Source organism: Frondihabitans sp. PhB161 (genome assembly GCF_003814635.1).
Lineage (GTDB): Bacteria > Actinomycetota > Actinomycetes > Actinomycetales > Microbacteriaceae > Frondihabitans.
Genome location: NZ_RKQW01000001.1, coordinates 1,221,822 through 1,247,651 on the forward strand (window position 1 = coordinate 1,221,822; position 25,830 = coordinate 1,247,651).

33 protein-coding genes are annotated in these 25,830 nt (G+C 69.0%); 16 read left to right on the plus strand and 17 right to left on the minus strand.

Going from position 1 to position 25,830, the window contains the following annotated elements:
• Positions 1–34: 34 nt before the first annotated feature.
• Positions 35–940 (minus strand): siderophore-interacting protein, encoded by a 906-nt coding sequence (locus EDF39_RS05870; RefSeq protein WP_123941279.1) that lies wholly within the window; start codon positions 938–940, stop codon positions 35–37.
• A 292-nt stretch (positions 941–1,232) separates the two neighbouring features.
• Here EDF39_RS05870 and EDF39_RS17600 point away from each other — a divergent pair, with 292 nt between their 5' ends.
• Positions 1,233–1,973 (plus strand): hypothetical protein, encoded by a 741-nt coding sequence (locus EDF39_RS17600; RefSeq protein ID WP_199726147.1) that lies wholly within the window; start codon positions 1,233–1,235, stop codon positions 1,971–1,973.
• A 102-nt stretch (positions 1,974–2,075) separates the two neighbouring features.
• Here the strand turns inward: EDF39_RS17600 and EDF39_RS05880 are convergent, their stop codons facing one another.
• From EDF39_RS05880 to EDF39_RS05890, 3 genes are all read right to left on the minus strand, one after another.
• Positions 2,076–2,735 carry a response regulator transcription factor gene (locus tag EDF39_RS05880; protein WP_055960476.1) on the minus strand — a complete coding sequence of 220 codons (660 nt, stop codon included), beginning with the start codon at positions 2,733–2,735 and terminating at the stop codon, positions 2,076–2,078.
• Entirely contained in the window at positions 2,736–3,944 is a 1,209-nt protein-coding gene (locus EDF39_RS05885; protein WP_055960474.1) for a sensor histidine kinase, read from the minus strand.
• Between the two features lie 134 nt (positions 3,945–4,078).
• Positions 4,079–4,564 carry an SRPBCC domain-containing protein gene (locus EDF39_RS05890; RefSeq protein WP_123941281.1) on the minus strand — a complete coding sequence of 162 codons (486 nt, stop codon included), beginning with the start codon at positions 4,562–4,564 and terminating at the stop codon, positions 4,079–4,081.
• 183 nt (positions 4,565–4,747) lie between these two features.
• Here EDF39_RS05890 and EDF39_RS05895 point away from each other — a divergent pair, with 183 nt between their 5' ends.
• Positions 4,748–5,266, plus strand: a complete 519-nt coding sequence (locus EDF39_RS05895; protein WP_123941283.1) for a GNAT family N-acetyltransferase — start codon at positions 4,748–4,750, stop codon at positions 5,264–5,266.
• Positions 5,267–5,442: 176 nt separating this feature from the next.
• Here the strand turns inward: EDF39_RS05895 and EDF39_RS17380 are convergent, their stop codons facing one another.
• Positions 5,443–5,703: a hypothetical protein gene (locus tag EDF39_RS17380; protein ID WP_148089111.1), complete on the minus strand. Its 261-nt coding sequence runs from the start codon at positions 5,701–5,703 to the stop codon at positions 5,443–5,445.
• Between the two features lie 31 nt (positions 5,704–5,734).
• On the opposite strand from EDF39_RS17380, the gene EDF39_RS05900 reads away from it, so the two are divergent.
• Positions 5,735–6,190: a MarR family winged helix-turn-helix transcriptional regulator gene (locus EDF39_RS05900; RefSeq protein WP_123941285.1), complete on the plus strand. Its 456-nt coding sequence runs from the start codon at positions 5,735–5,737 to the stop codon at positions 6,188–6,190.
• An 81-nt stretch (positions 6,191–6,271) separates the two neighbouring features.
• Here the strand turns inward: EDF39_RS05900 and EDF39_RS05905 are convergent, their stop codons facing one another.
• Complete coding sequence (locus tag EDF39_RS05905; protein WP_123941287.1) at positions 6,272–6,559, minus strand: hypothetical protein; 288 nt, start codon at positions 6,557–6,559, stop codon at positions 6,272–6,274.
• Positions 6,560–6,619: 60 nt separating this feature from the next.
• On the opposite strand from EDF39_RS05905, the gene EDF39_RS05910 reads away from it, so the two are divergent.
• The 3 genes from EDF39_RS05910 to EDF39_RS05920 are packed head-to-tail and all read left to right on the plus strand — an operon-like array spanning position 6,620 to position 7,898.
• Positions 6,620–6,889: a hypothetical protein gene (locus tag EDF39_RS05910; RefSeq protein WP_123941289.1), complete on the plus strand. Its 270-nt coding sequence runs from the start codon at positions 6,620–6,622 to the stop codon at positions 6,887–6,889.
• 6 nt (positions 6,890–6,895) lie between these two features.
• Entirely contained in the window at positions 6,896–7,666 is a 771-nt protein-coding gene (locus EDF39_RS05915) for a hypothetical protein (protein ID WP_123941291.1), read from the plus strand.
• Between the two features lie 16 nt (positions 7,667–7,682).
• Complete coding sequence (locus EDF39_RS05920) at positions 7,683–7,898, plus strand: hypothetical protein (protein ID WP_123941293.1); 216 nt, start codon at positions 7,683–7,685, stop codon at positions 7,896–7,898.
• Between the two features lie 66 nt (positions 7,899–7,964).
• Here EDF39_RS05920 and EDF39_RS05925 read toward each other — a convergent pair whose 3' ends face one another.
• The 4 genes from EDF39_RS05925 to EDF39_RS05940 form a co-directional block, all read right to left on the minus strand.
• A complete protein-coding gene (locus tag EDF39_RS05925; RefSeq protein WP_123941295.1) occupies positions 7,965–8,276 on the minus strand; it encodes a hypothetical protein in 312 nt (103 codons plus the stop codon).
• On the minus strand, positions 8,276–8,908 hold the full coding sequence (locus EDF39_RS05930; protein ID WP_123941297.1) for a hypothetical protein: 633 nt from the start codon (positions 8,906–8,908) through the stop codon (positions 8,276–8,278). The genes EDF39_RS05925 and EDF39_RS05930 overlap by 1 nt, the downstream gene beginning before the upstream one ends.
• Before the next feature lie 138 nt (positions 8,909–9,046).
• Entirely contained in the window at positions 9,047–9,691 is a 645-nt protein-coding gene (locus EDF39_RS05935) for a hypothetical protein (protein WP_123941299.1), read from the minus strand.
• A gap of 168 nt (positions 9,692–9,859) precedes the next feature.
• Entirely contained in the window at positions 9,860–10,237 is a 378-nt protein-coding gene (locus EDF39_RS05940; protein ID WP_123941301.1) for a hypothetical protein, read from the minus strand.
• Positions 10,238–10,388: 151 nt separating this feature from the next.
• Here EDF39_RS05940 and EDF39_RS05945 point away from each other — a divergent pair, with 151 nt between their 5' ends.
• Together EDF39_RS05945 and EDF39_RS05950 are read left to right on the plus strand one after the other, a co-directional pair.
• Positions 10,389–11,258, plus strand: a complete 870-nt coding sequence (locus tag EDF39_RS05945) for a sigma-70 family RNA polymerase sigma factor (RefSeq protein ID WP_123941303.1) — start codon at positions 10,389–10,391, stop codon at positions 11,256–11,258.
• Positions 11,259–11,367: 109 nt separating this feature from the next.
• Positions 11,368–11,592, plus strand: coding sequence for a hypothetical protein (locus tag EDF39_RS05950; RefSeq protein WP_233572985.1), 225 nt, complete (start codon positions 11,368–11,370; stop codon positions 11,590–11,592).
• Positions 11,593–11,605: 13 nt separating this feature from the next.
• Here the strand turns inward: EDF39_RS05950 and EDF39_RS05955 are convergent, their stop codons facing one another.
• Both EDF39_RS05955 and EDF39_RS05960 read right to left on the minus strand, forming a co-directional pair.
• Positions 11,606–11,761: a LacI family DNA-binding transcriptional regulator gene (locus EDF39_RS05955; protein WP_370275160.1), complete on the minus strand. Its 156-nt coding sequence runs from the start codon at positions 11,759–11,761 to the stop codon at positions 11,606–11,608.
• The gene (locus EDF39_RS05960) at positions 11,758–12,381 is read right to left on the minus strand and encodes a TetR/AcrR family transcriptional regulator (RefSeq protein WP_123941306.1); all 624 of its coding nucleotides are present in this window, start codon (positions 12,379–12,381) and stop codon (positions 11,758–11,760) included. The genes EDF39_RS05955 and EDF39_RS05960 overlap by 4 nt, the downstream gene beginning before the upstream one ends.
• 116 nt (positions 12,382–12,497) lie before the next feature.
• Here EDF39_RS05960 and EDF39_RS05965 point away from each other — a divergent pair, with 116 nt between their 5' ends.
• Entirely contained in the window at positions 12,498–13,379 is an 882-nt protein-coding gene (locus EDF39_RS05965) for an SDR family oxidoreductase (RefSeq protein ID WP_123941308.1), read from the plus strand.
• 639 nt (positions 13,380–14,018) lie between these two features.
• Here EDF39_RS05965 and EDF39_RS05970 read toward each other — a convergent pair.
• Genes EDF39_RS05970 through EDF39_RS05980 form a run of 3 tightly spaced genes read right to left on the minus strand, consistent with a single transcriptional unit; the run spans position 14,019 to position 17,136 of the window.
• Positions 14,019–15,515 carry an MSMEG_0567/sll0787 family protein gene (locus tag EDF39_RS05970; RefSeq protein WP_199726148.1) on the minus strand — a complete coding sequence of 499 codons (1,497 nt, stop codon included), beginning with the start codon at positions 15,513–15,515 and terminating at the stop codon, positions 14,019–14,021.
• A gap of 1 nt (position 15,516) precedes the next feature.
• Positions 15,517–16,593: an MSMEG_0568 family radical SAM protein gene (locus EDF39_RS05975; protein WP_199726149.1), complete on the minus strand. Its 1,077-nt coding sequence runs from the start codon at positions 16,591–16,593 to the stop codon at positions 15,517–15,519.
• A gap of 12 nt (positions 16,594–16,605) precedes the next feature.
• Positions 16,606–17,136, minus strand: a complete 531-nt coding sequence (locus EDF39_RS05980) for an MSMEG_0572/Sll0783 family nitrogen starvation response protein (RefSeq protein WP_055960425.1) — start codon at positions 17,134–17,136, stop codon at positions 16,606–16,608.
• Between the two features lie 226 nt (positions 17,137–17,362).
• Between EDF39_RS05980 and EDF39_RS05985 the strand changes: the two genes are divergently transcribed.
• The 6 genes from EDF39_RS05985 to EDF39_RS06010 are packed head-to-tail and all read left to right on the plus strand — an operon-like array spanning position 17,363 to position 23,365.
• On the plus strand, positions 17,363–18,310 hold the full coding sequence (locus tag EDF39_RS05985; RefSeq protein ID WP_123941310.1) for a carbon-nitrogen hydrolase family protein: 948 nt from the start codon (positions 17,363–17,365) through the stop codon (positions 18,308–18,310).
• Positions 18,303–18,635: an MSMEG_0570 family nitrogen starvation response protein gene (locus tag EDF39_RS05990; RefSeq protein ID WP_123941312.1), complete on the plus strand. Its 333-nt coding sequence runs from the start codon at positions 18,303–18,305 to the stop codon at positions 18,633–18,635. Before EDF39_RS05985 ends, EDF39_RS05990 begins: the two co-directional genes overlap by 8 nt.
• Positions 18,632–19,924: an MSMEG_0569 family flavin-dependent oxidoreductase gene (locus EDF39_RS05995; protein WP_123941314.1), complete on the plus strand. Its 1,293-nt coding sequence runs from the start codon at positions 18,632–18,634 to the stop codon at positions 19,922–19,924. The genes EDF39_RS05990 and EDF39_RS05995 overlap by 4 nt, the downstream gene beginning before the upstream one ends.
• A 9-nt stretch (positions 19,925–19,933) precedes the next feature.
• The gene (locus tag EDF39_RS06000; protein ID WP_123941316.1) at positions 19,934–20,782 is read left to right on the plus strand and encodes a carbon-nitrogen hydrolase family protein; all 849 of its coding nucleotides are present in this window, start codon (positions 19,934–19,936) and stop codon (positions 20,780–20,782) included.
• Entirely contained in the window at positions 20,782–21,942 is a 1,161-nt protein-coding gene (locus tag EDF39_RS06005; protein WP_123941318.1) for an MSMEG_0565 family glycosyltransferase, read from the plus strand. The genes EDF39_RS06000 and EDF39_RS06005 overlap by 1 nt, the downstream gene beginning before the upstream one ends.
• Positions 21,887–23,365: an AMP-binding protein gene (locus EDF39_RS06010; protein WP_158613168.1), complete on the plus strand. Its 1,479-nt coding sequence runs from the start codon at positions 21,887–21,889 to the stop codon at positions 23,363–23,365. Before EDF39_RS06005 ends, EDF39_RS06010 begins: the two co-directional genes overlap by 56 nt.
• Positions 23,366–23,569: 204 nt before the next feature.
• Here the strand turns inward: EDF39_RS06010 and EDF39_RS06015 are convergent, their stop codons facing one another.
• Entirely contained in the window at positions 23,570–24,409 is an 840-nt protein-coding gene (locus EDF39_RS06015) for a metallophosphoesterase (RefSeq protein ID WP_123941322.1), read from the minus strand.
• 84 nt (positions 24,410–24,493) lie between these two features.
• Positions 24,494–25,069: a YitT family protein gene (locus EDF39_RS06020; protein ID WP_084816162.1), complete on the minus strand. Its 576-nt coding sequence runs from the start codon at positions 25,067–25,069 to the stop codon at positions 24,494–24,496.
• A gap of 180 nt (positions 25,070–25,249) precedes the next feature.
• Between EDF39_RS06020 and EDF39_RS06025 the strand changes: the two genes are divergently transcribed.
• Complete coding sequence (locus tag EDF39_RS06025; RefSeq protein WP_199726150.1) at positions 25,250–25,720, plus strand: Lrp/AsnC family transcriptional regulator; 471 nt, start codon at positions 25,250–25,252, stop codon at positions 25,718–25,720.
• The last annotated feature ends 110 nt before the right edge of the window (positions 25,721–25,830 follow it).

Sequence of the window (25,830 nt, forward strand, 5' to 3'; positions counted from 1 at the left end):
TTTCCTTCGAATTTGCAAGCGCCCCGGCGGCGGCCTACTCCAGGGCGCCGATGGGCTCGCGCTTCTCCGCCTGGAATCGATCTTCGGCGCGGCCCAGGGCCCAGTAGGCCGAGAGCGAGAAGTCGCTCCGGTCGAGCGCCCAATCGTCGACGAGGATCCGACGGATCGCCTTCATCGCCGACCTCTCGCCGTGCGCGAACACCCGCACTTGGCCCGCGGTCGCCGCGAGTTGCGTGGTCGCCGCGAGCTCCGTGGTCGCCGCGAGCTCCGTGGTCGCCGCGACGAGCGGCTCGCCCGGGGTCGCGTCGCCATCGCGGTGCAGCCACCGGACCGCCACCCCCGCCGGGGCGGTCAGCGGCAATTCGTCGGCTGCTGTATCGACTTCGATGAGGGCGGTTCCGCGGGCGTCGGGCACGGTCGCGGCGAGAGCCTCGAGGGCGGCCGCGACGGCGGGAAGAGCGGAATCGTCGCCGAGGAAGACGTGCGTCGTCGCCGGATCCTCGTCGGGAAAATACAGCCCGCCGGGGCCCGAGAGAGCCACACGATCACCCGGTTGCGCAGCTGCCGCCCAGGGACCGGCGACTCCCTCGTCGCCGTGCACCACGAAGTCGACGGCGATGGTGCGCGCCGCCTCGTCGACAGATCGGACGGTGTAGGTGCGGCGCACGGGCAGATCGGCCGGATCGAGCCGCTCCCGCAGGGCCTCGAGATCGTAGGGAGGTTCGAGGCCGGAGCCGGGCTGCGCGAACAGGAACTTGACGTACTTGTCGGTCGCGCGGATCTTGTCGGGGGAGGCGCCGGCGATGAACGCCTCGAAGGCGTCGCCGCCGAGGTGGATGCGCACCAGGTGCGGGCTCAGCCGCTCGGATCGCTCGACGACGAAGACGTGCTGCGTGCCACGAGGGCGAGGGCGAGGGGTGGTGGGGGTGGGCGTGCTCATGCGTCCACTCTGCCGTGCGGTGCTTTGGGCGCGCTCGGTGTTGCGCGGGGTGGGCGGGTGTTTCCCGGCGGTGCGCCGAGTGGGCGGGTGTTTTCCGGCGCTGCGCCGAATGGGCGGGTGTTTTTGGGTGTCGGCGGGTGCTGGAGCACCCGCCCACCCCTAAGAACACCCGCCGACTCCGGGCGACGCGCCCGTGGCGACGCGCAACGGGCAACGCGCCTCGGGCCGGCCGCTGGAGTCTGAGCTACGCCACCGGAGCAGGAAGTCAGACGGTCCCGGCATAATCGACCCGGTGATCGACGACACGAACGACCTCCCGTTCCACCCCTATCTGCTCGGGGTCGAGCCCGAGCGCGGCGCTGAGCCCACGGCCGGGCAGAGCAGCGATGAGCCGCCTGTCGGGGTCGCTCCGATCGCGGTCGCGCCGGATCCTGGGCCGTCGTTCGCCCGCACCGTCGACGAGAGCGTGCCGGTCTTCTACGTCGCCTGGGAGCGCGACCGGGTCGTGCTCGGCTGGCTGTGGTGGGACGACGCCTCAGGCGCTTCGTGGCATGTGCCCAACGTGTTCGAAGAGGGCGCGCGCGAGGCCGACGGCCGCACGCTGATCGCCACGCACCCGTGGGTGCACGAGTTGGCAGCCGCTTTCGCCGAGGGGCTCACGCCGAGCGCGGCGATTCAGCGGCTGCTCGCCGATGTTCCGGACGACGAAGGCAACCTCATTCCCGTGCAGGCACCGATGCGGGCACGGTCGCTGCGGCACCTGGAGCAGATCGCCGGGCTCGACGACTATCGGGCGGCCGAGGCTCGGTGGAGAGAGGCACAGGGTGCGGCGGCGGCGTCGGTGCCGGCGGCGGTTGCCGCGGATCCTGCGGTTGCCCCTGCCCCTGCTGCTGCTGCTGCGCCAGTTTCTGCCCCTGCACCGGCCGCGGACCCGGAGCCTGCCGCTGCTCCCGCCGCTGCTCCCACCCCCGCCGCGCATGCGGCGCCCACCCGCAACCGACGCCGCTTCCCCTTCTTCTGGCGACGCGGCTAGCCCGCCCGTCGCGCCGAGATCGCACTTGGGGTCGGGGTGCGGCGACCACTAGTGCGATCTCGGCGGCCCGACCCCACCCCGACCCGACCCGGCCCGGCCGGCCTACAGCAGCTGGTTGTCGTGCGCGTAGACGACGAGCTGCACCCGGTCGCGCAGGCTGAGTTTGCCGAGCACGCTCGAGATGTGGCTCTTGACCGTCGATTCGCTGACGTATTCGTGGGCCGCGATCTCGGAGTTCGACAGCCCCCGGGCCGCAAGCGTGAAGATGGCGCGCTCGCGGGTGGTCAGCGACTGGAACTCGAGCGGCGCCGGCACGGCCGCGGGAGTCGGCGCCGCGCTCACATCGGCGCTGAACAGCTGCCCGAGTTCGTCGGGCGCGAGCACGGCACTGCCGGCGTGCACCGCGCGGATGGCGGCGGTCAGGAAGGCCGGCGTGCTGTCTTTGAGCAGGAATCCGCTGGCGCCGTTGCGGATGGCGGTCGCGGCGGCGGCGTCGAGCGCGAAGGTGGTGAGCACGATCACGCGCGGCGGGGTGGCCGGCCCATTCGGCCCGAAGAGCGCCTGGACCGTCTCGACGCCATCCATCACGGGCATCCGCATGTCGAGCAGCACGATGTCGGGTTGCGTCTCGCCGATCACCTGCAGACCCTCGCGGCCGTTCGACGCCTCGCCCACGACCTCCATGTCGGTCTGCGCATCGAGGGCGACGCGGACGCCCCCGCGAAAGAGTTGCTGGTCGTCGACCAGGACGATTCGGATCACTCAGGCCTCCTTGGCCATCGATGGTGAGACGGGCTGCGTGGCCGGGATCCGGGCGCGCGCCATGAAAGTGCCGTCGATCTCTTCCGCCTCGAGCGTGCCGCCGATGGCCGCGAGGCGGGCCGTCATTCCGGCGACGCCCGTCCCGGCCCGTCGCAGCTCGCCCGTCGGGGTCGGTCGGTCGGCCTCGGCGAGCACGGCGTTGTGCACCTCGAGGACGACGTCGTCACGCCGCCACAGCTCGGTGAACGCGATCGGCATGCCGGGCGCCCCGTGGCGGAGGGCGTTGGTCAGAAGCTCCTGGGCGACGCGGCGCAACACCAGGGCCTGTCCGGGTTCGAGTGCGCGGGCGGTACCGCGGGTCACGTGGTCGACGACGACCCCGGCGGCGGTGACCTGCTCGATGATGGCGGTGAGATCGTGCGGCTCGTCGGCGGCAGAACCCGAGGATCCGGCGCTGGTGCCGCTCAAGACCTCCCGCACTTCGCCGAGGGAACGCCGAGCGGTGTCGGCGATCGTCGAGGTCACCTGGCGAATGCGGTCGGTGTCGTCGAGAAATTGCACCGAGTCGGCCTGCGCGATGATCACGGCCAGCGAGTGCCCGACGATGTCGTGCACATCGCGCGCCATCGCAGCCCGCAGCCGCTCGCCTTCGGCGAGGTCGAGGGCCTGCACGGTCTCGGTCTGCGCCTGGACGCGGAGGATCGACTCGTCTTGCCGGGAGCGGAAGGCGCGAACGGTCAGTCCGGCCAGCCACGCGAATCCGAGCACGCCGATCGGGGCCAGGAGGGTCGCCGCGGCCTGACCGGGGGAGCCGTAGAGGAGGAGAGCGAAGCGTGTGCCGGTGTTCGCGAGATAGACGGATGCGATCCCGCCTCCGATCACGCTCGAGACGAGACCCGCGATCAGCTCGTTGCGGGTGCCGACGCTGGCCGACGCGTAGATGACGAGCACGAGCGCGAGGGTCGTCACGGTCGGGCGTTCGTTGCCGAAGACCTGGACGGCGGCCATCAGCCAGACGAGGACGAGGGCGACGCGAGGAGAGACCCGACGCAGGGCGACCGCGACGGCGGCGAGGAGCACCGAGGCGACACTCGGGCTGTTCAGCAACAGGCCGAACGGCACCAGGCTCAAAGCGATGATGACGACCGCGGCCATCGCGTCGACCCGGAACTCGAGCGTGGTGAACCGCTCGCTGAGTCGTCTCGGCATGCATCGCCCCCGGGTGATCGTGGTCAGTCGTCGCTCCAGTCCATCCTGGCTGATGAACGCCGCCGCGGCTTAGTCCGCTAGAGGGATCTGCGCTCGACCGTGCACTCGACCCTGCGCTCGGGTGTGCGCTCGGCCTACTCGGCGAGGATCCCGTCGATCTGCCCCAGCGCGAGCGTCATGCCCTCCTCCATGCCCATTTCGAGCAGCTGATCGAGCTGCTCCCGGCTGGCGAACTCGGTGACGAGCGTCATGCGGGTGCCGCTCGCCGCGGGGTCGAGCGTCATCCGCATGTGCGACACCGGCATCGATTCGTCGGGGTTGCCGTCGGCATCGGCGAAGCTGTCGTCGAGTTCGACCCGGTGCGGGGCATCGACCGCGGTGATGAGCCAGAGGCCAGCGGCACGATCGCCGTCAGGGCCGGTCATGTAGTAGCTCGTGCGGCTACCGGTCGTCAGCTCGTGCTCGACGAAAGTGGCCGGCCAGGTGGGCGGACCCCACCAGCGTTCGAGCTGACGAGGATCCGCCCAGACCTCCCACACGCGCTCGGGTGCCGCGCCGAACTCCGTGACGACGGTCATCGTCAGAGCGTCGGTGTCGTGTGTGGATTGGATGACGGGCATGGCTCCCTCTCCTGCTTCGTCGTCGAAGCGCTGTTCCGGTGCAGTGATTCTGCTCCCTGTCGCGTGCTGCACGCCAGGGCTGAGTGCCCCCGCCGAGATCGCACTTGTGGTCGCCTGCATCCGACGTCAACTGCGATCTCGGCGACCGCGTGCGCGGAGAACACCCCGCGATACCGTGGAGGCATGCTGCCCGCACCGACTCCGCGACTCCGGTTCCGCCCGATGAGCGCGGCCGATCTCGATGCGATGGCGGGGCTGCTCGGCGATCCGAGCGTGATGGAGTTCTACCCGGCGCCGAAGACCCGCGACGAGGCTGCGGCCTGGATTGCGTGGAACGAGCGGAACTACGCCGAATACGGGTTCGGGCTGTGGATCCTCGAGACCGTCGACGGCCTGTTCGTCGGCGACTGCGGACTCACCTGGCAGAAGGTCAACGGGGTGCCGATGCTCGAAGTCGGCTATCACGTCAGGTCGGAGTTGCAGGGTCGCGGGTATGCCACCGAGGCGGCCGCGGCCTGCCGGGATGCCGCTCGCGCTGCGGCGCTCGCCGGGGAGTTGGCGTCTGACGTGCTGGTCGCGATCATCCACCCTCTGAACGTCGCATCCCGCCGCGTGGCCGAGAAGATCGGCATGGTGCAGTGGCCCGACGACACCGGGGGAGCCCTGCCCGTCCGCACCGTGATGGGGATGACGCTCGTCTGACGTGTGGCCCGTGCGTGCACGGGGCGGCGAGCTTCCGCCGAGATCGCACTTCCGGTCGCCTCGATCCGACGTTGACTGCGATCTCGGCGAGCGATGGCCACGAGATGGCCGAATCTCCGGCGTCTAGCGGGAATGGACGTAGGTCAGGCCATCTCGCGACAGCTCGCTAGCGCGGGCTAGCGCGGGCAGTTCAGGAACGTGCGGTTCGTCACCGGATCGCGGTCGATCGCGTGCGTCGAGAGCGACGTGTGGCACACCGGGCACTGTGGGTCGGCCGGAGGCTCGTAGGGATCTTCGGGATGGCCGGCGCCCAGCGAGGCAGGGCCGGCGATCGGGTACATGAAACGGTTGAGGCGCCCGATGAAGCCGGGGGCCTTGTCGAATGGCGTTGCGGCTCTCGGTCGCACTGGTTTGCGGTTGCGTACTGGTTTGCCCACAAATAGTTAGTGTACGCATTAAAGTGGGGCCATGGAAGATCCCCTCGCCCTCGACCGGCAGGTCTGCTTCGCACTCGCGGCCACGAGTCGAAGCGTCATTGCGCTCTACCGGCCGGTGCTCGAACCGCTCGCCCTGACCCACCCGCAGTACCTCGTGATGCTGGCGCTCTGGCAGACGAGTCCGCTCCGCGTGCGCGATCTCGGCGAGCAGCTGTCGCTCGACCCGGCGACGCTGTCGCCGCTCCTCAAGCGGCTCGAGGCTCAGGGGTATCTGACCCGAACGCGCAACTCTGCCGACGAGCGGTCGCTCGACATCGCGCTGACCGAGGCCGGGGTGGCCCTGCGGGAGCGGGCGCTCGCGGTGCCGGGCCGGATCCTCGAGCTTTTGGGGGTCGACCCCGCCACGCTCGAACGAGTGCGCGATGAGCTCACGGTGCTGCTGGAGGCCAGCCGCGCAGCCGCCTCTTTGCCGCGCTCGGCCGGGTGACTGTCCACGATCGGCTAGTGCCAGGGGCCTGCGATCAGCAGATCGTGGACACTCACCCGGCGGTGCGGGTGATGGCGACGGTCACCGCTGCGAATAAGTGACGTCGGCGACGCCGCGAAGCTCGGCGCGAAGGTGCTCACTGAGGCGCCTGCCTTCTTCGAGCCACCGGGCGTCGCTCTCTTTCGAGACGAGCCACGACTGGTTCGGCCTCGCGTGGGCCAGGTAGTAGTCGTTCCAGGCGAGGATCTTCTGCGCGAGTGCCGGGGAGAGGCCGAGCGACTCACCGTCGGTCATGCCGTCTGCCCAGAGGGGCCAGTCCGCCCCGTAATCGCACGACATGTCGATCGTGCGTCGCTCCTCAGCTGCCATGACGCGAGACTACCTAGCCGGGTGGGCTTGGGTGGGTGACTCCGCCTCTAGGATTCGATGGTGATGACACGTCGTGGGGGCCCGATAGCGGTGGTGGTCGGGCTCGCAGTCGCGCTCGTGGCCTCCGGGTGCACGTCGCAGGGCCTGTCGCAGGGAGATCTGACGCCGACGGGAGCCGGTCAGGTGACGGAATACTCCGTTGCCCAATCCCGCGCCACTCCGACGACGATCGTCGTCGATCCGACGGGCCGGGTGAGCGCCAGGATCCTGGGCGGTATCGACCCCTCGACGCTCAGGTCCTTGATCAAGACCGCCGCGACTCGGACGTAGCTGGTTGTGATCCGACTTCTGTTGGCGCCACGCGGTGCCGGGGCCCTGCCGCTCGTGCAGTTGACTGCCCAGCGCCCCTTTCCCGCCGACGACGATCACGGCTTGTCGTCGCAGCTGAAGTGGGAGATGCGCGCCTGGGCTGGAAGATCACGAGAGACTCCGGCGAAACAGCTCGAATTCCTCGTGCAAGCCCATCGTCTCGCCTCCGACATGCAGGTCGAGCTCGGTCTCGGCTACACGGTTTTCTGCGTCGACGATGACGTGCGCGGCTCTGGCCCGGAACGCTCAAGGGCCGAGGCCGCGGAAGATGCGGCGTGGCGAGCTCGGCCAGTGGCGCAACGCTTGGAAGGCTTTCCGCGCCTGAGTCTCAGTCGTGATGCGTACCGGGCACCGGAAGTCGTGCCATTCGTTGTCCCCGACGACGAGGGAGTTGTCGGCCGGCGTATAAGGCTGTCGGAGGAATGGATAGCCGATTTCCCGGTGTGGGGTGCCGACTACGGGCTCTACGGGGCTGACCGCGGTTGGGTGGGGCTGCTTGACAGAAGCAATCTGCCCGTTGGTCCTGCTCTGGTGTCTCGACTTGCAGCATGGAATCGCGAATGGGAACTCTGGTATCCGTCTGTCACGGATGACGGCAGGGACGGCACAGTTCAGGATCCGGTGATCTCGTACGAGACTCGATTAGGGCATGTCGTCGAGGGGCACCGTCTCGCTGCTGATCTGCAGGCCGCGTGCGGACCTCGCATGATGGTCATTTATCCGGCCTCACACGGATAGGAGCGGCCGAATCACCATGCTTCGAGACAATCTCATCGTCGCGGTCGTCATCCCGATCGTTGCCGTCGGGGTCGGACTGCTCGTGATCGGTGCGATTCGAGGCAATCGACGCGAGGTGGTCGGGCGGGCCGACTCGTGGCGAACTGCGCCCGTCGGGCCCTGGTTCGTCTGGGGCTTCGTTCTCGTCGCGTTCGCCTTCGCTGCCCTGATGGTCGTTTTCGTGAAGCTGTAGCGGGGATGCCGCAGAGCGTTCTTGCTAGTGAGGCAGGGTGAGTCGGCGAGGATCCGACAGCGGAAGTCACGCAAACGGATTGCGCAGCTGCGGAGCCGGCTCGCGGAACTCGTTGACGACGTCGCCATCCCACGACACGTCGTCGTCCGGCTGCACCTCGTAGGTCTCGAGAAGCGGCGAGTCGAGAACGGCAGCGATCGCCGCCCGTGTTCCGCCGACGAGGGTGAAGTCGAAGTCGATCTCGGAGGCGATGCACCAGGCGGAGTCTGCTGGCCATACGAGCTGCGGCATCACGCCCTCGGACTCGTCGTCCCAACCGATCCCGGCCTTCAAGGGCCAGTCGGGGTTGCTGAGTTCGGCGGCGTCGGTCGCGAACATCAAGTACCGGCGATCCGGCAGCTCGAGCAGAAGCGGTGGCACGACCGGGCGACGACGGAACAGTCGCGGCGGCTGGTATCGGGTTCTCGCCAGTGCCTCGCGAACCTCCGGAGCGACGCTTGCCCGGAAGGCCTCGTCGTAGGCAGCCTGAGCAGACCCGTCGTCTCCCGAGGCGGTGTAGACGACGCCGGTGCCTGCAGCTCTCCCCATCCCTCCCAGACGCCTACCGTGAGATCACCAGGGGTCGTCGTCTCGGGTGTGAGTCGAGTCACGATATCGGCGAGGTACTCGGGTTCGAGGAAGCCGGACCGGGTCTGCCCGCAATACCAGCCGTCGTCGAAATGCATGCGCGATTCGTCGTCATTGAGGCGCCTGGACTGCACGAGGGGGTGCATGCTCCGCCCATTGCGCCGGGCGAGCTCGGCCCAGGGCCAGACCGTCTCTTCGACAATGGTCGGCATGCCATACGGCAGCTGGCGCGGCACGTCGAGGTCAACACGGCTGGCGGGAACCGGGTGAAGGATCCGGGCGTACGCCTCAAAGCCCGACCCCACGGTGCCCGCCACCGACCACCCGGGCCCGAAGCGCTCCCGCGTCCAGTCGCCGCGGGTCAGGTCGTCGGTGAGTTTCATAGAGGAAGTAAACCGTCAATCGCCACTATCGCGCGCGGCCCGTCCGTGACATCCGACCGCCTCGCTCTGCCGGGGTTCGTCATGCGGTGCCGCCTTTCGCTCGTGGGGTGGGGGACGCCCCAAGGCGTGGTCTCGTTGTCATTTGTCGGCACGGTCGAGCTCACGGCGAAGCGACCGCAGAACGCGCATCAGGATGTCGAGCTTGGTGACGCTTGCCGGGTACGAGCGGCCGATCGTCGATCGACATCGAAGGACGATGCTGTCGTTGTCCGCGAGATCGATCGCAAGCGCATACGCCTGGTTCGCTCCCGCCCGTGAAACCCACTGCTCGGCGAGGGTGATCGTCTCAAGAGTCGACCACGGCACGCTCCTCACCGGAGTCTTCGAGCTCGGCGTCCAGGCGTGCAGGCCGTCGCGGTCGACCGTCCACATCACGACGTGGTCGTTGCCCGAGTCTGAGTCGGTAACCGGCAGGTAGAAGGCGGGGGTGGACGACGCCCGGATCAGAGCGAGGGCACGTCGATCGGACTTACTGCGGTCCCTTGAGGAGATGGCGAAATACAGACCGACGCCCAGGAGGAGAACTGGGAGGAGGACCGATGAGCCTCTGCCCCTGCCATGGCTAGCGAAGTCCGCGACGACAAAGGACGGATGGGTGAACTCGGCGAACAGGATCGCTGCGCTGGCGAGGATGAGGATCGACAGGCCGAGCACGGAACGCCACGCGCGGGGATTTGTTCCGTCGCGAAGGTGTCTGACCCAGCGATCCTCCGCGTATTCCATGCGTTTAGTGTGCCCTGCCTGGAAGGAAGGGGCTCACCGAGGGGAGGGGCTCACCGACCGCGGAAACGTCACCCGACCGCATTTGATCGCGGTCGGGTGACGTTTTCACGGTCGGTCTACGACGTCGGCGGCGGGACGCAGCAGGCGGTCAGTCGGAGGGGCGCCGCGTCAAGCGACGCGACGGTCTTGCGCCTCACGCCAGATCGCTTCGGCCTGCGGGCGGTCGAGGCGCATTCCGCGGCTCATGAGGTCGTGCACGACGTCACCTTTGGTGGCCCCGCACCAGGCCGGCTCGCGGCAGGTGCATCGCTCGTCGTCGCCGGCGACGAACTCGTCGCGGGGCTGCGGCTCGAGCCCTGCATGCGCGGTGGTGTCTCGCGACGAAGTGGCGGTCGGGGGAGTGGCAACAGCCTCGGTGGCAGCGGCTCGAGCAACGCGACGGACAAACGCGATGTTTTCTCTGAGCTGCTTGCCGAGCGGCGTCTTCGAGGCCACGCGCACGGTCCGGGCGGAGATCCGCGCAGCAGCGTCGAGTCGTTCTCCCACAGACGTTCCTCTCGAGCAGGTCTGCCAAGACTACGGCGTGCACCCTTGTTTCGGGCGGCAGGATCCTTCGGCTCGTTTTTCATGGGTCGGCCCCGGCTCGGTCGGCCGGCTGGCTCTCGCGTGCGGCCGAGCGCCGTCGTAGTGTGACCGCATGGAGCAGGCATCGGCGTTCGAGCGAGAGCGCGGACGTCTGGTGATCATCGCCGCGCGCATCCTCGACGACCGGCACGAGGCCGAAGACGTCGTCCAGCGAGCGTGGCTGCGACTGCAGGCGACCACGGCCACCGTCGACAACCTGCCGGCGTGGCTGACCACGGTGACCACCCGACTCTGCATCGACCGACTCAGGGAACGCATCCCCGTCGCTCGAGAGCCTGATTCTCTTGGCACAGGCGTCGACTCCAGCTCGTCATCGCCCCCAGACGACCCGCTGGCATCGATCGAGCGGCGGGAAGCCGTCGGGCAGGCATTGCATGTGGTCGTCGAGCGGCTCAGCCCGAACGAGCGGGTCGCGCTGGTGCTGCACGAGTCGTTCGGCTTCGATTTCGAGACGGTCGGCGAGATCCTCGACCGATCTGCGGCGGCCGCCCGCAAGTTGGCCTCTCGGGCTCGGACCAAAGTGGCCGGGGCGGAAGAGGGCGGGCCCGTCAGCGATCAGCACATCGTGGATGCGTTCATGGCGGCAGCACGAGGCAGTGACCTGGGTCGGCTTCTCGAGCTGCTCGCCCCGGACGCGAGTGTGAGTGCCGACGCGGAGGCAATCGCCTCCGGTACGCCGCGCCGCATCGACGGGCGCGATGCCGTCGCCGGGTTCTTCAACGGCAGTGCCCGTGCGGCACTGCCGGCACTGATCGATGGACGACCAGGGGCCGCCTGGTTCCACCGAGGGAAGCCCCTGGTCGCCTTCGACTTCACGATCGTCGAGGGTGTCGTGGAGTCGGTCCGCTTCCGGGCCGAACCTCAGACGCTGGAGAGTGTGCGGCGTCGGGATTCTGCCTGGCCGCCACCACCGATCAGCTGATTTTCGGTTATAGGGCATATCGATCGGTCACACTTCCGGCCCGGCATCCGTCGAGGAGGGCAAGAGCCGTTGCGCCTAGCGACGGCAGAGAGAAGGAACCGTGAAAAGCATGACGTGCCGCGAACTCGGAGGCCCCTGCGACCTCGCCCACCGGGCAGACACCGCCGACCTGATCATCAAGGCTCAGGATCGCCATCTGCGAGACGCGGTCAAGAGCGGCGACACCGCGCATCAGGAGGCTCGCGACGCGATGAAGGGCCGGTGGATGAGACCCAAGAAGGCCATGGATTGGTACAACGGCGTCAAGCGCGACTTCGCTGACCTGCCCGGGTGAGCGGCCCGGCGCGTTATCCGGCGGCCGTGTTGTAGGCGGCGATCTGCTTCACCCGGGCCAGGGTGGCCGGTGCTACTCCGGGGGCACCGGAGAGGGCGCGGGAGACGACGGATTTCGACACACCGGCACCGGCGGCGACGTCGTAGATCGTGGGGACGGAGTCGGTCACGTCGCGCTCCTCGGCGACCCGACTGCCGTGGCGGGTTCAGCGGAGCTGCGAACCAGAATCGTCGCTGCTTCCTCGAGATGCGAGAGCTCGTCGGCGACGTAGTCCGCGAGGGGCGAGGGGCTGTCGGAAGCAACCCACAGTTCATAGCCCGAGTAGTACGCCCGGACCCCGAGGTCGGCGAGGATGCCTGCCTCTCGCTTCTCGACGCCCCGATCGACCAGGGCCTTCTCGAGGGTGGAGGCGATGGCGAAGCGCTTGAAGACGGCCCGCTCGTTCAATTCGGGACTTTCGGCGAGCACGGGGTCGAGGATCCTGCCCGTCCTCCGATGATCCTCCGTGTGCGCGCGCGACAGGAGCCCGATTGCGCCGGCCATCAGCTCGGACGGGTTCGCGCCCATGGGTGCCTCGCTGACACCGCGTCTCACCAGCTCGACGAGTGCGCTCTGGCCCTGGAACACGATCTCGCGCTTGTCGGAGAAGAGGCGGAACAGCGTCGTCTTTGTCAGCCCGGCGCGTTCCGCGATCTGCGCGGTGGTGGTCGCCTCATAGCCGTGCTCGGCGAAGAGCTCGAGGGCAGCGCTCAAGAGGCGCCCCTGCGCGTCCGGCTCCCATCGACCCATGCTCTGATTCTAGTGATGTTACTCAGTCGCATCAGGTGTACGGTGATGTTACCAAGTCACATCAAAAGGCGATGACGAGAAACCTCTCGTCCGCGCCGCAACGAGAGGAGCACATAATGCGCGTTTTCATCACCGGGGCGTCCGGATGGATCGGCACCGCACTCACGAAAGACCTGATCGCCGCCGGGCACGAGGTGGTCGGACTCGCGCGTTCGGACGCGTCGGCGACAAGGATCCGACACCTCGGCGCCAGCGCTGTGCTCGGCGACATGCAAGACCACGACCTGATCGTGTCGGAGGCGTCGCACGCCGACGCGACCGTGCATCTCGCCTTCACCCTCGACTTCGACGCCTTCGACGAGACGATCGACAACGAGGTGGCGTTGCTGCAGAAAATAGGGGATGCGCTCTCCGGGAGCGGCAAGGCGTTCGTCGCGGCATCCGGCACACCGATTCTCGAGGGCAGGGTGTCGACCGAGGCCGATCATCTGGATCCTGACGGGCCGGCCGGGGCCCGAGCACGGACGGCGAACGCTGTCATCGCGCTGGCCGATCGGGGTATTCGGTCGGTGCTCGTGCGTCTCCCGCGAAGCGTCCATGGCGAAGGAGATCGCAACGGCCTCATCGCGTCACTCGTCGGGCTCGACCGGCAGCTGGGAACCGCCGCCTATGTGGGCGACGGCCAAAACCGGTGGCCGGCCGTGCACATCAGCGACGCGGCGCGACTGTTTCTGCTGGCGGTCGAGAAAGCGCCAGCCGGTTCTGTTCTGCATGCAGTAGGCGAGGAGGGCGTGGCCATGGGTCAGGTCGCTGAGGTGATCTCGGCGAAGACCGGTCTGCCCGCTACCGCCGTCGATCCCGAGCAGCTCGGTGTGTTCGGTGCGCTGCTCGGCGGCGACCAGCCGGCGTCGTCGTCGCTCACGCGAGGGCTCGTCGGGTGGGAGCCCTCCGGCCCCACTCTGCTCGACGACCTCGAGGCCGGTTTCTATACGTCGTGATCGCCGGGTCCAAGTGTGCTGGATCGAGCAGGGGTACGAGCAGCGACGAAACTGACAGGGCCGATTTCATCGGAGGATTACGGTCACTCGAGTGCGTCCCCACCGCACAACAACCTGCTTCTTCCCTAAGGAGCAGGCCGGGGCCACCGTCAGGGCCCGAATCCTCGATGGTGGCCCCACTCACGTTTTTCTCGACTCCGACACAATGTCGGGCCCATTCCGGTCGCCGTGGGGTTGGCTGGTGTCATCACCACATCAGGGGTGAGGGTCCGCATTCGGGTTGCGGGCCGGCGGGGGCCACAATTCGGGTTGTGGTCTCCCGCCTTTCCCTGCTGTCTAGAAAGACGTGTCGCTCGCACGCCTTGGCCGCGTCGCCAGAGTCGTGCGAGGCGAGCGGCGCGCCGAGATCGCAGTTGTGGTCGCCTGTACCCGACGCCTAGAGCGATCTCGGCGACGGCAGAGGCGAGGTGCGGGTGGTGACGTCGGCGCCGAGCGGGGCGTCGCGGATCCTGCTCAAGCAGCTGCGGGGGTTCTAGCCCGGGCGTGCTCCCGAATTCGAAGGAGAAACGCGCCGGCGCCAACGGAAACATCAGGATCCGACGGGGTCGCGCGGCAGAATCTCCTTCAAATTTGCATCGGCTAGGCCGGCCCCAACCCGGTCACGCCACCGCTCACGGCAAGCGTCGTCTCGCCGTCGGGCCACCGGAGCCGCACGCCGGGCGACGTGGTCAGTTCGCCCATCTCGGCGGTGACGGCGTAGGGCGACGACATGCGTGAGCGTCCGGCCCGGTCAGCCGTGACCATGCCGAAGCCGGGGAAGCAGCCGAGCCAGTCGCCCATCGAGACCGAGCCCATCGAGACCGAGCCAGCAGCGCCAGACCCACCAGCGGCACCAGAACCAGGCATGGGCACAGCCCCCACCTCGATCACGGCCCCGTAGCCGCTGGCTTCGGCGAGCATGCCGACGGTGCCGACGATTCCGGCCATGCTGACGTCTTTCGCCGCGGCGGGCTGGGCCCGGGCGACCGTGCCCGCGAGTTCACGCAGTTCGCCCGAGCGTCGTGCCTCGGTGGAGTTCCACTGCGACCCCGAGTAGCCGGGCCGCCACAAGCCGCCGACGTCGACCGTGAGGCTCAGCACGTCGCCGAGTCGGCCGCCGCCGCCCGGCACCGGCGTCGAGGTGCGGCCCAGAGCGGTGATCGAGAGGGACGCGGGCGCACCGACCTGCGTGTGTCCGCCGAGCAGCGGAATGCCCCAGGCCTCGGCACCGCGACGGAGTCCGGCCAGCACGCGGCGCACGAACGTGGCGTCACGACCGGCGACCGCGTCGAGCAGCCCGACGGGCGCGGCACCCATCGCACTCAGATCGTTGACGTTGACGAGCACACCGCACCAGCCGGCCCACTCGGGATCGCGCTCGACCATCGACGGCAGGATCGCGTCGCACGCCGCGATCACATCGGTGCCGGGCACGGGCGCCCCGTCGTCGCCCACCCAGCCCGCGCCGCCGAGCGACGACAGCGACCCGAGCGACGACAGCGACCCGGCCGACGACAGCGACCCGGGCTCCAGCAGCGCCGCCAGGTGCGACTTCGTCGCGTCGACGAGTCGCTGATACCGCCCGATCGGCCAGCGCATGCGCCGGTGCTCGACCCCGCCGATCACGGCGGTTCCGGTCGTCTCCCATCCGATCCGTCGAAACAGGATCGAACTTCGCTCCTGCACGGTCGCGTCGAATCGGATCACGCCGAGCTGTTCGGCCAGAGCGCACGCCGCGCGCACGAGCGCCGACCCGATGCCGGCGGCACCCCGGGCGCCGGGCGCCACGACCAGTCGGCTTCCCGTCCACCAGCCGATGTCGATCGCGGTGGCGGGAGCGATCCGGACACCCCCGATGACCTCCGCGCCCACCCGTGCCACGAGCACGATCGTTCGCGGATCGTCGTCGAGGTCGTCGCGATCGGTGCCGGCGAAGAGCGCCTGCTCGGCCACGAACGCGTCGTGACGCAGTCTGCGGTACGCGGCCACGTCGGATCCTTCGGCCCGCACCACCAGGGGGGAGAGCGCAGGATCCGACTCCGTCGCGCCGAGCACTTCACTCGGCCCCATCAGCGCCGGCACGTCGATCAGGCTCACGTCACCCTCCCGCGGTCTGCAGGGCGGAGCAGGCGCCGCAGGCGGCGCAGCCCGCCTTCTGGTCGGACCCGCGCATCCCCGCTCTGATCAGTGCTTCCGACACCCGCGACGTGATGTCGTGGAGCACGGAGCGGTGCGGAGCGGGCACCTTGTCAACGTCGGTTGCGAGCGTGCCGCGGAGTGGGCGGAATGGCACGACGAAGGGGTAGACGCCCATGTCGATGAGCTCCTGGGCTCCGGCGACCATCTCGTCGGGATCCTCGCCCATGCCGACGAGCAGATAGGTCGAGACCTGGTTGCGACCGAACACTCGCACGGCCTCACGCCAGGCGGCGCGGTACTCGTCGAGCGAGACACGCGATTTGCCGGGCATCCAGCGCCGGCGTACGTCGTCGTCCATCGACTCGACGTGGATGCCGATGGATCGCGCGCCCGCCTCGTAGAGGTCGGTGATCGTCTGCAGGTCGGCGGGCGGCTCGCACTGCACCTGGATCATCAGGTCGGGCACGGCCTTCTTGATGGCGCGCACGCACCGGGCCAGGTGGGTGGCTCCGCGGTCGCGACCGTTTGAGGTGCCGGTCGTCATCACCATCTGCTCGACGCCGTCGAGACGCCAGGCGGCCTCGGCGACCTCGGCGATCATCGCCGGGGTCTTGACAGCGACCGTCGAGCCCGATTTCAGCGACTCCTCGATCGAGCAGAAGCGGCAGCGCTCGGCCGGGTCGTAGCGGATGCAGGTCTGCACGACTGTGGTCGCCAGCACCTTTGCGCCGTGCAGCCGAGCGATCTGCTCGTACGAGACGCCGTCGGCCGTGGCCAGGTCGTAGAACTTCGGCCGTGCCACCGGCGACACCTCGATGCCCGTGTCTTCGCCGTCGAGCAGCAGCTTGCCGTCGTCGACGAGGTACGGGCTCTCCTGGTTGACGGGGATCGCCGACTGCATTCCCTGGAAGAGCACGTGGCCGTCGTCGGAGGGGCCGGCGCCGCCTTCGCGGTGCACCGGGGCCGCCACCCGGATGCCCCGGATCGCGATGTCGACCCGCGTCGTCAGCTGCGACGCGTTGTTGGTGATGGTCACGGGGTCGCCCGCTCAGACCATGTAGGTGCTGTTGATGATCGCGCCCTTGCGGGCGTAGTGGATGACGGCGTCCTGCACGTCGAGCGGGTGGCAGGGGATGACGCCCTCGATGAGGTCTTCCTCGCGGTTGCCGTGCAGGGCGAGGCCGAAGCGGCAGCAGAAGACCGTGCCGCCCTCTTTGATGAAGGTCTCGAGCGCGTTGTTGATGTTGGTCTCGCCGGGGAATCCGTCGGCGCCCGTCGTCGGGAATCCGCGGTTGGCGATGCAGTTCATCGAGCCGGGGCCGTAGAAGTACAGCACGCTTGTGAAGCCCTTGCGGAGGGCGCGGATGGCCTGGAGCGTGGCGACGAACGACACCGACGACTCGTGCGCGATGCCGTGGACGAGCTGGAAGTAGTACTCGCTCTTCTCGGCCTTGTAGTCGGGGAAGATCTTGGTCGATCCGTACATGTTCGTGCCCTTGGGCTGCGAGGGGTGCGGGATCTCGTTCCGGGACGTCTCGATGTTGTCGAGGATCTGCTGGTCGATGTCGATGTCGCTCATGGGTGTCTCCTAGCGGGTCGAGAGTCGTGATGATCTGATTCGGGGAGCCGTACGAGAACGAGTCTTTGCCGCCCGTGTTGCCGACTGGTTTCGGGCAGATTGCATGTTCCCGCCGAAACGCACTCTTATTCCGGGCGAAACCAATCCGAAACACGACCTGACGTTGACTAGCTGCACCGCAGGATCCTGCGTGTCCGCTCCACCGATCAGCCGCAAGGAGTCTTCGATGGCCACCACCGTCGCCAGCGTCTCGGCGAACTTCAACCGAGACCTCGAACAGAACTACGCGCTCATCGAGAGCCTGGTCGCCGAGGCCCGCGAGCAGGGCGTTCAGCTGCTCGCCCTGCCCGAGGCTGCCATCGGCGGGTACCTCTCGTCGCTCGGCAACCACGGTGACACGGTCAAGACGACGTCGCGCTCGCTCCCGCCGGCGATCCGCCTCGACGGACCCGAGATCAGGCGGGTGCAAGAGATCGTCGGCGACCTGGTCGTCGCCGTCGGATTCTGCGAGCTCGGCGACGACGGAGAGACGCGCTACAACGCGGCCGTCTGCCTCGACGGCACCACCATCTACGGCTCGTACCGCAAGGTGCACCAGCCCCTCGGCGAGCACATGTCGTACTCGGCGGGCGACACCTACGAGGCGTTCGACACCCCCGTCGGTCGCATCGGTCTGCAGATCTGCTACGACAAGGCGTTCCCCGAGGCGGCACGTTCGCTGGCGATGGACGGCGCCGAGATCATCATCAGCATGTCGGCCTGGCCCGCCGCCCGGACGGCCACCGCCGAAAACCTCCAGGAGGATCGCTGGACGTACCGCTTCAACCTGTTCGACATAGCGCGGGCGCTCGACAACCAGGTGTTCTGGATGGCGTCGAACCAGTCGGGCACGTTCGGCTCGCTGCGCTACGTCGGCAATGCCAAGGTCGTCGACCCGGGCGGCAACATCCTGGCGACGACGCTGCTCGGCTCGGGCATGGCGGTCGCCACCATCGACGTCGACGAGAGCTTCCGGGCGATGCGCGGCGGCATGTTCCATTTGCGCGACCGGCGGCCCGATGCCTACCGGACGGGCGAGGCCGAGGCTCGCGACGAAGCCGCGCGCGCTGCCGCCGCGCAGCTCGCCGACTCGTCGACGCAGCTGGCCGACACGGAGGTGCTCGCGCATGCCTGAGATGACTTTTAGCGTGCGCTGGCCCGACGGCACCGAGGTCGCCTGCTACTCGCCGAGCCTCGTAATGCACGACTTCCTCGACGAGGGCGCCGACTATCCGCTGCAGGAGTTCGTCGAGCGATCCTCGGCGGCCCTCGACCTGGCGAGCGATCGCGTCCGCGCCAAGTTCGGCTTCGTCTGCACCTCGGCGCTGCAGCAGAAGAGCGAGATCCACGAGAAGGCGGCCGACTTCGACGGCGGAGACGTCAGGATCCTGCGAATGGCCCCTCCGCTACCGGTCGACCGGGCCGCATTCCCCGCCCGATCGACCGGGGCCTCGGCATGAGCCGCGAGCTGGTCGACGGCGCTCACCTCGAGGTCGTCGTGGTCGGCGCCGGGCAAGCCGGACTCTCGGCGAGCTGGCATCTCACCCGGGCGGGCGTCGATCACCTCATGCTCGAGCGCGACACGATCGGCCACGACTGGAAAGACCGCCGCTGGGATGCCTTCACCCTCGTCACGCCGAACTGGCAGTGCGTGCTCCCCGGCTACCCCTACGACGGCGACGATCCCGACGGTTTCATGACGCGCGACGAGGTGCATGCCTGGGTGCGGCGCTACGCGTCGACCTTCGATGCGCCGGTCGTCGAGAACGTCCTCGTGACAAGGCTCCGTGAGATCGACGGCGGAGGCTTCGAGCTCGTCACCGACCGCGGCACCGTCACGGCCGACCAGGTGATCGTCGCGACCGGTGGGTACCACCAGCCGGTGCTTCCGGCGATGGCGGGGCGCATGCCCTCCGACGTCGTGCAGATCCACTCGGCCGACTACCGGTCGCCGGGTGCGCTGCCGGAGGGCTCGGTGCTCGTCGTGGGGTCGGGCCAGTCGGGTGCCCAGATCGCCGAAGACCTCTTCCTCGCCGGACGCGACGTCCACGTCGCTCTCGGCACCGCGCCCCGCTGCGCCCGCTTCTACCGGGGGCGCGACTGCATCGCCTGGCTGAGCGACATGGGTGTCTACGACATCCCCGTGCACGCTCAGGTCGGCGGCCTTACCAAGCGCGAGTCGACCAACCACTACATGACCGGCCGTGACGGGGGCCGCGACATCGACTTCCGGGAGTTCGCCCGCGCCGGCATGCACCTCTACGGCCGGTTGGAGGCTCTCGTCGACCACGCGCTGACGTTCGTGCCGACGGCCGAGGCCTCGCTCGACCACGCCGACTCGGTGATGGAGTCGATCAAGAACGATATCGACCGCTTCATCGCCCGGGAGGGGATCGACGCCCCCGCCGAGGAGCGCTACTCGCCGGTGTGGCGACCCGAGACGGAGACCACGTCGCTCGACCTGACCGAGGCCGGTATCACCAGCGTCGTCTGGGCGGTCGGCTTCCGCTCCGACTACTCGTGGGTGCAGGTCGGCGTCTTCGACGGAGCCGGGCACCCCACACACCAGCACGGCGCGACGGGTACTCCGGGCCTGCACTTTCTGGGCTTGCCGTGGCTGCACACCTGGGGGTCCGGCCGCTTCGAGGCGATCGCGCGCGACGCCGAGCACGTGGCGTCGTCGGTCGTCGCTTCGCGCACGCCACGAACGGCAGAAAGCGCACGCGAACCGGCGTCCGTCTCCGGCTAGCCTCGGGGCATGGGCAGCATCACGATGGGGGCGGTGGCCGCGCACTTCGGTCGAGACGTCGAGCGAACCCTACAGAAGCTGCCGGGCATCCTCGACCAGGCGCGCGACCGCGGCGTCGACCTTCTCGTGCTGCCCGACGCGACCCTTGGCGGGTACCTCCTCGACCTGCAGCATCCCGGCCCGGACTCGCTGCCGCCCGCGGTCGAGATCGACGGACCGGAAGTGCAGGCGGTGGCCGAGCTGGCAGGAGACCTGACCGTCTGCTTCGGGGTGGCCGAGCGGGGCGTGGAGAGCGGCGTCGAGCGCCGCTACAACTCGGCGGTCTGCGTGCAGGGCGGCCGGATCCTCGGCTCTCATCGCAAGGTGCACCTGCCGCTCGGCGAATCGGAGGCGTACGACGCGGGCGACTCGTTCGGCTCGTTCGACACGCCCGTCGGCCGGGTGGGCATGATGATCGACTTCGACAAGACGTTCCCCGAGGCGGCACGGTCGCTCGCGCTCGACGGCGCCGAGATCCTCGCCTGCCTGAGCGCCTGGCCCGCGAGCGTCACCGACCGCTCGGATCGGATCCGCAACGACCGCCAGGCCCACCTCTTCGATCTCTATGACTGCGCCCGCGCAGCCGAGAACCAGGTCTACCTGGTGTCGTCGAATCAGACCGGAGTGCTCGGCGGCCTGCGCTTTCTCGGGCAGGCGAAGGTCGTCGACCCGGCCGGCGAGATCATCGCGAAGACCTGGGCAAAAGGTGGGCTCGCGGTGGCGACCGCCGACGTTGCGACCGACGTGGCGAGAGCCCGCCGCACGATGAACCACCTCGACCAGCGCCGCGAGAGCGCCTACCGAGCCGCGGGATCCTGATGCGCATCGCGCAGGTCACCTACTCGACGAAGCCCCGCGGCGGCGTCGTGCACACGCTGGCCCTCGCCGAGGCGCTCGCCCGACGCGGGCACGACGTCACGGTCTGGACGCTCGGCCGCGGCGGCGACACGGTGTTCTTCCGCGACGTCGACCCCGCGGTGACGATTCGCGTGGTGCCGTTCGAGGCGCGCGACGACGAGAGTGTGGGGGAGCGGATCCAGCGATCCATCGTCGAGATGCGCCGGGCCTTCGAGCCGGCGGCGGGCGACTACGACATCGTTCACGCGCAAGACTGCATCTCGGCCAACGCGGTCGGCCGCTGCATCCGCACCATCCACCACCTCGACGAGTTCACGACGCCCGAGCTGATCGCCTGCCACGAGCGTGCCGTCCGCGATCCGATCGCCCGGATCTGCGTCTCGGCGGCGGTGGCCAGTGAAGTGCACGACGGCTGGGGCCTTGCGCCGACCGTGATACCGAACGGTGTCGACGCGGCCCGGTTCGCGGCGGCGGCTTCCGCTCGTCGAGAAAGCGCAGGATCCGCTGGCCCGAACTCACTCCCACCGGATCTCGGCCCCTACGTCCTCGCCCTCGGCGGCATCGAGCCGCGCAAGGGCAGCCTCGATCTGATCGAGGCCTTCGCTCGGCTCCGCGTCACGCACCCGGCGACGCGGCTTGTGTTCGGCGGCGGCGAGACGTTGTTCGACTACCGGCCCTACCGCGAGGCATTCGACGCCCGCATGCAGGAGCTCGGCCTCGACCCCCTCATCCTCGGCGTGCTCGACGAGGCCGACGTCGCCCCGCTCGTCGCCGGGGCCGCCACTCTCGCCTTCGTGTCGACCAAGGAGGGCTTCGGTCTCGCCGCGATGGAGGCGCTCGCCGCCTCGGTGCCGGTCGTCGCCCGCGATCTGCCCGTGCTACGCGAGGTCTTCGGCGACACCGTGCTCTACGCCTCGGATGTCGAGGCGATCGCGGAGCAGCTCGCCGCCGCCCTCGACGGCGCCGCTCCCGATCCCGAAGCCGGGCGAACCCTCGCCGCCGGCCACGACTGGGACGACGTCGCCGCGCTCCACGAGGTGTTCTACGCGCGCGTCGGAGAGGGCGGTGACCGTGGCCAGGCAGTCGATCTCACGGATCATCACGGCGCTCGCCGAGGCTGACCCGGAGCGCGTCGTCGCAATCGACGACGACCGATCGCTGACAGCGGTTGCGCTCGACCGGGAGTCGAATCGTCTCGCTCGCGACTACGCCTCGCGCGGTGTCGGGCAGGACGACCTCGTCACCGTCTCCCTTCCGAACACAGTGGAGGTGATCGTGGTGTGCGCGGCGATCTGGAAGCTCGGGGCGACGCCGCAGCCGGTGTCGACGGGGCTCGACGCGCGGGAGCGGGCCGAGCTCGGGCGGCTGGCGGGGGCACGGCTGATTGTCGGGTACGAGTCCGCGGATCCTTCTCTTCCCTGGGTCGATGCCGGGCACCTCCCCGACCCGTCTCTGTCGGACGAGCCGCTCGACGATGCCTGGGCCGCGTCGTGGAAGGCGCCCACCTCGTCGGGCAGCACCGGCCGGCCGAAGATCGTGATCGCGACGGCACCCGCCCTGCTCGACGCGTCGCAGCCCGTCGCCGCTTTTCTGCCGCTTGGGGGAGTGCACCTCGTGGCCGGGCCGCTCGTGCACTCGGCGACGTTCACCTATTCGTTCCGGGCGTTACTCACCGGGGCACGGCTCGTGATCCTGCCGCGGTTCGACGAGCGGCGCGTGCTGGCGGCCATTGGTCAGCACCGCGTCACCTGGATGCTGGTCGTGCCGACGATGATGCACCGGCTGCTGCGACTGCCCGTCGACGTTCGTGCCGCGGCCGACCTGTCGTCACTCGAGACCGTGCTGCACCTGGGGGCGCCCTGCGCTCCCGAGCTCAAACGCGCGTTCGTCGACTGGCTGGTCGAGGCTGTGCCCGGTGGCGCAGACACCCTCGTCGAGCTCTATGCGGGCAGCGAGTCGAACGGGCTGGTGATGATCCGCGGCGGCGAGTGGCTGGGGCGCCCCGGCAGCGTCGGTCTCCCGATCGGTGGCACAGAGGTGTCGATCCGGGCGGTGGACGACCCGTCTCGCTCGCTGCCCGTCGGCTCAACCGGCCTTATCTGGATGCGACGCCAGGGCTCGCCGACCTACCGCTACCTCGGCGGCTCGTCGCGACGCGATCCGGAGGGCTGGGACACCCTCGGAGACCTCGGTCACGTCGACGCCGACGGCTACCTGTTCATCGCGGACCGAGCCGACGACGTCATTCTCCGCGGCGGCGTGAACGTGCTTCCGACCGATATCGAGCGCGTCGTCGAGGGCCACCCCTCGGTGCGGTCAGCCGTCGCCTTCGGGGTGCCCGACGACGACCTCGGTCAGCGCATCGAGGTCGTCGTCGACGTCGCGGGCCAGGACGAGGATCCCTCGGCCCTGCTCGAGTGGGCCCGGTCACGTCTCGACCCCGAGCGGCGCCCCTCGCGGGTGCACGTGGTGCACGACCCCGTGCGCTCTGACGCCGGCAAGACGAGTCGCCGTGCTTACGCCTCCCGTTTTGCCGACCGCTGATCGGCCAGGCGCGGCTGGCGTGCGCGTGCGGCCCGCCGAGATCGCAGTTGGCGTCGCCTGCACCCGACCACTACTGCGATCTCGGCGAGGAGCAGGTGCGGCGGCCCGGCAGCTGCAAATTCGAAGGAGAAACGCGTCGGCGCGAACGGAAACATCACGATCCGGCGGGGTCGAGCGGCAGTTTCTCCTTCAAATTTGCAAGCGCTACGCCGACGCTGGGCCGGCCTCCGCCGCGATACTCGCCACAGTCGCCGCATCGAGGTCGAAGACCGGGGCGCCGGCGGGGGCGGTAAACGGCAGGATCCGAGTGGTCCCGTCAGCCCGGAGCTTCACGACGCTCGCCGCACTACCCCGAAAGGCCCCCTCGGTGCCGGGCGCGGCAAAGAGGTCGGCCTGGTTGGTGACGCCGCCGCTGACGACGACGCGGGCCCCCGCGAGCTCGTCCAGGAGCGCGAGGTGGTAATGGCCGGCGAGCACCAGGCGGACGTCGGTTCCGGTGATGGTGGCGGCGAACTCCGTCGGATCCTGGAGTTCGAGGGCCGCGAGCAGCGGGGTCTCGGCGGAGACCGGCGGGTGGTGCATGGCGATCACGGTTCCGCGTGGGGCGGGCGTGGCGAGGATGCCGGCGAGCCAGGCCAGCTGCTCGGCCCCGACCCGGCCGTAGCCTTTGCCCGGGATCGACGTGTCGAGCGTGATAACCCGAACACCGTCGACGTCGATGACGCCTCGAAGCGGGTCGGCGCCGGGGGCCAAGACCTCGCGAAATCCGTCCGGGAGGTCGTGGTTGCCCATCGCGTAGGCGACGCGGGCGCCGCGGGCTGCAGCCCAGGGTTCGACGGTGTCGCGGAGGTGGCGGTACGACTCGGGTGATCCGTCGTCCGAGAGGTCGCCGGTGCAGGCGACGAGGTCGAGGCGGGCGATCGTCGACGCTCGGGCCAGAACGAGGTCGAGCTGCTCGCGTGTATCCACCTGGCCGTAGTGGCGTGTGTCGCCGGCCGCGAGGTGGGTGTCGCTCAGGTGCAGGATGTCGAACGTGTCGGCCATGGCTGTCACGCTAGCGCTCGCTGGCGGTCGGCGCCGCGCCACGGCCAGCGCCGCTCCGGCGACCAGCGCAGCCGCAGCCGCTCCCTACTTCCAGCGCGGCACGCCCGAGTAGCGCCCGGGCCGGTGATTGAGCGCGATCATCAGGTTGATGACGACGGCGCCGACGGCCGACAGCAACACGAGCCAAGCCGGCACGACAGTGAGTGCGGCCAGCACGACGGCGACGTCGAACGCCATCTGCACGTAGCCGGCCCGCCAGCCGAGACGCTCCTGCGCGATCAGGGCGACGATGTTGAATCCGCCGAGGCTCGCCCCGTGCCGGAACAGCACGATCATGCCGAGGCCCGCCAGCACGTTCCCGACGATCACCGCGTACACCGGCGACAGGTTCGACACGTCGAGGGCGGCGACGTGCACCGACGACAGCACGGAGACGAGAGCGACCGAGATCGCCGTCTTGAGGGTGAACAGCCATCCCTTCTTCCAGAGGGCCAGCACGAAGAACGGGGCGTTGACGACGAAGAACAGCACCCCGAACGGGATCGGCGCGGCGTAGCTGATCAGCAGCGAGAGCCCGGCGGTGCCGCCCGTGACGACACCGGCCGTCTTGAGCAGAGAGAGGCCGAGCGATGCGGCAAGCGTGCCGGTCGCGATACCCATCACGTCTTCGAGCACGGAGTGCCTCGATTCAGGCGGGGTCGCGGCGAGGGCGGCGGTCGAGGCATCGAGGATCCGGGTCACGGCCTCAATGCTGGGTAGCGGGCCATGTTCGCGCAACTCACCAGGGCACTGTTGCGCAGAATGGGTTGCAAAACGCCCAACGTCCTGCAGAATGCCTAGGTGACCATCGATTCTGTTGACGCTCGACTCATCCAGGTCTTGGATTCGGATCCTGACATCTCTGACGTGGCCCTCGCCCGAGCCCTCGTCATCTCGCGCACCACCGTGCACTCCCGGCGACGGCGGCTGGTCGACGACGGAGTGCTCGGCGCTCAGAGCCGACGCCTCGACCCGGCGTCGCTCGGTCGCCCGCTGATGGCGTTCGTGTCGATCGCGATCAGCCAGGCCGACGAGGAGCACGCCGTCGCGGGCCTCCTCGCGCTGCCCGAGGTCGTCGAGGTTCACGCGATCACGGGCGACAGCGACATGCTCGCGCGGGTGGTCGCGTCGTCGACCGACGATCTGCGGCGCGTGACGGGGGCGATCCTCAGGATCCGCGGAATCGTCCGCACCAACACCACGATCGCGCTCTCCGAGGTCGTGCCGCGACGGATGGCGCCGCTGCTGGCCGTCGTCGCGGGCCGGGGCTAGGTCTTTCGCGCCCGGGTCTCTCGACGCGCACGGGTCTCTCGACGCCGTTAGGTCAGGCTTGCCTAAGTAAGCCTTACCTAATACGGTGGCACGGCACCCAATCCGAAAGG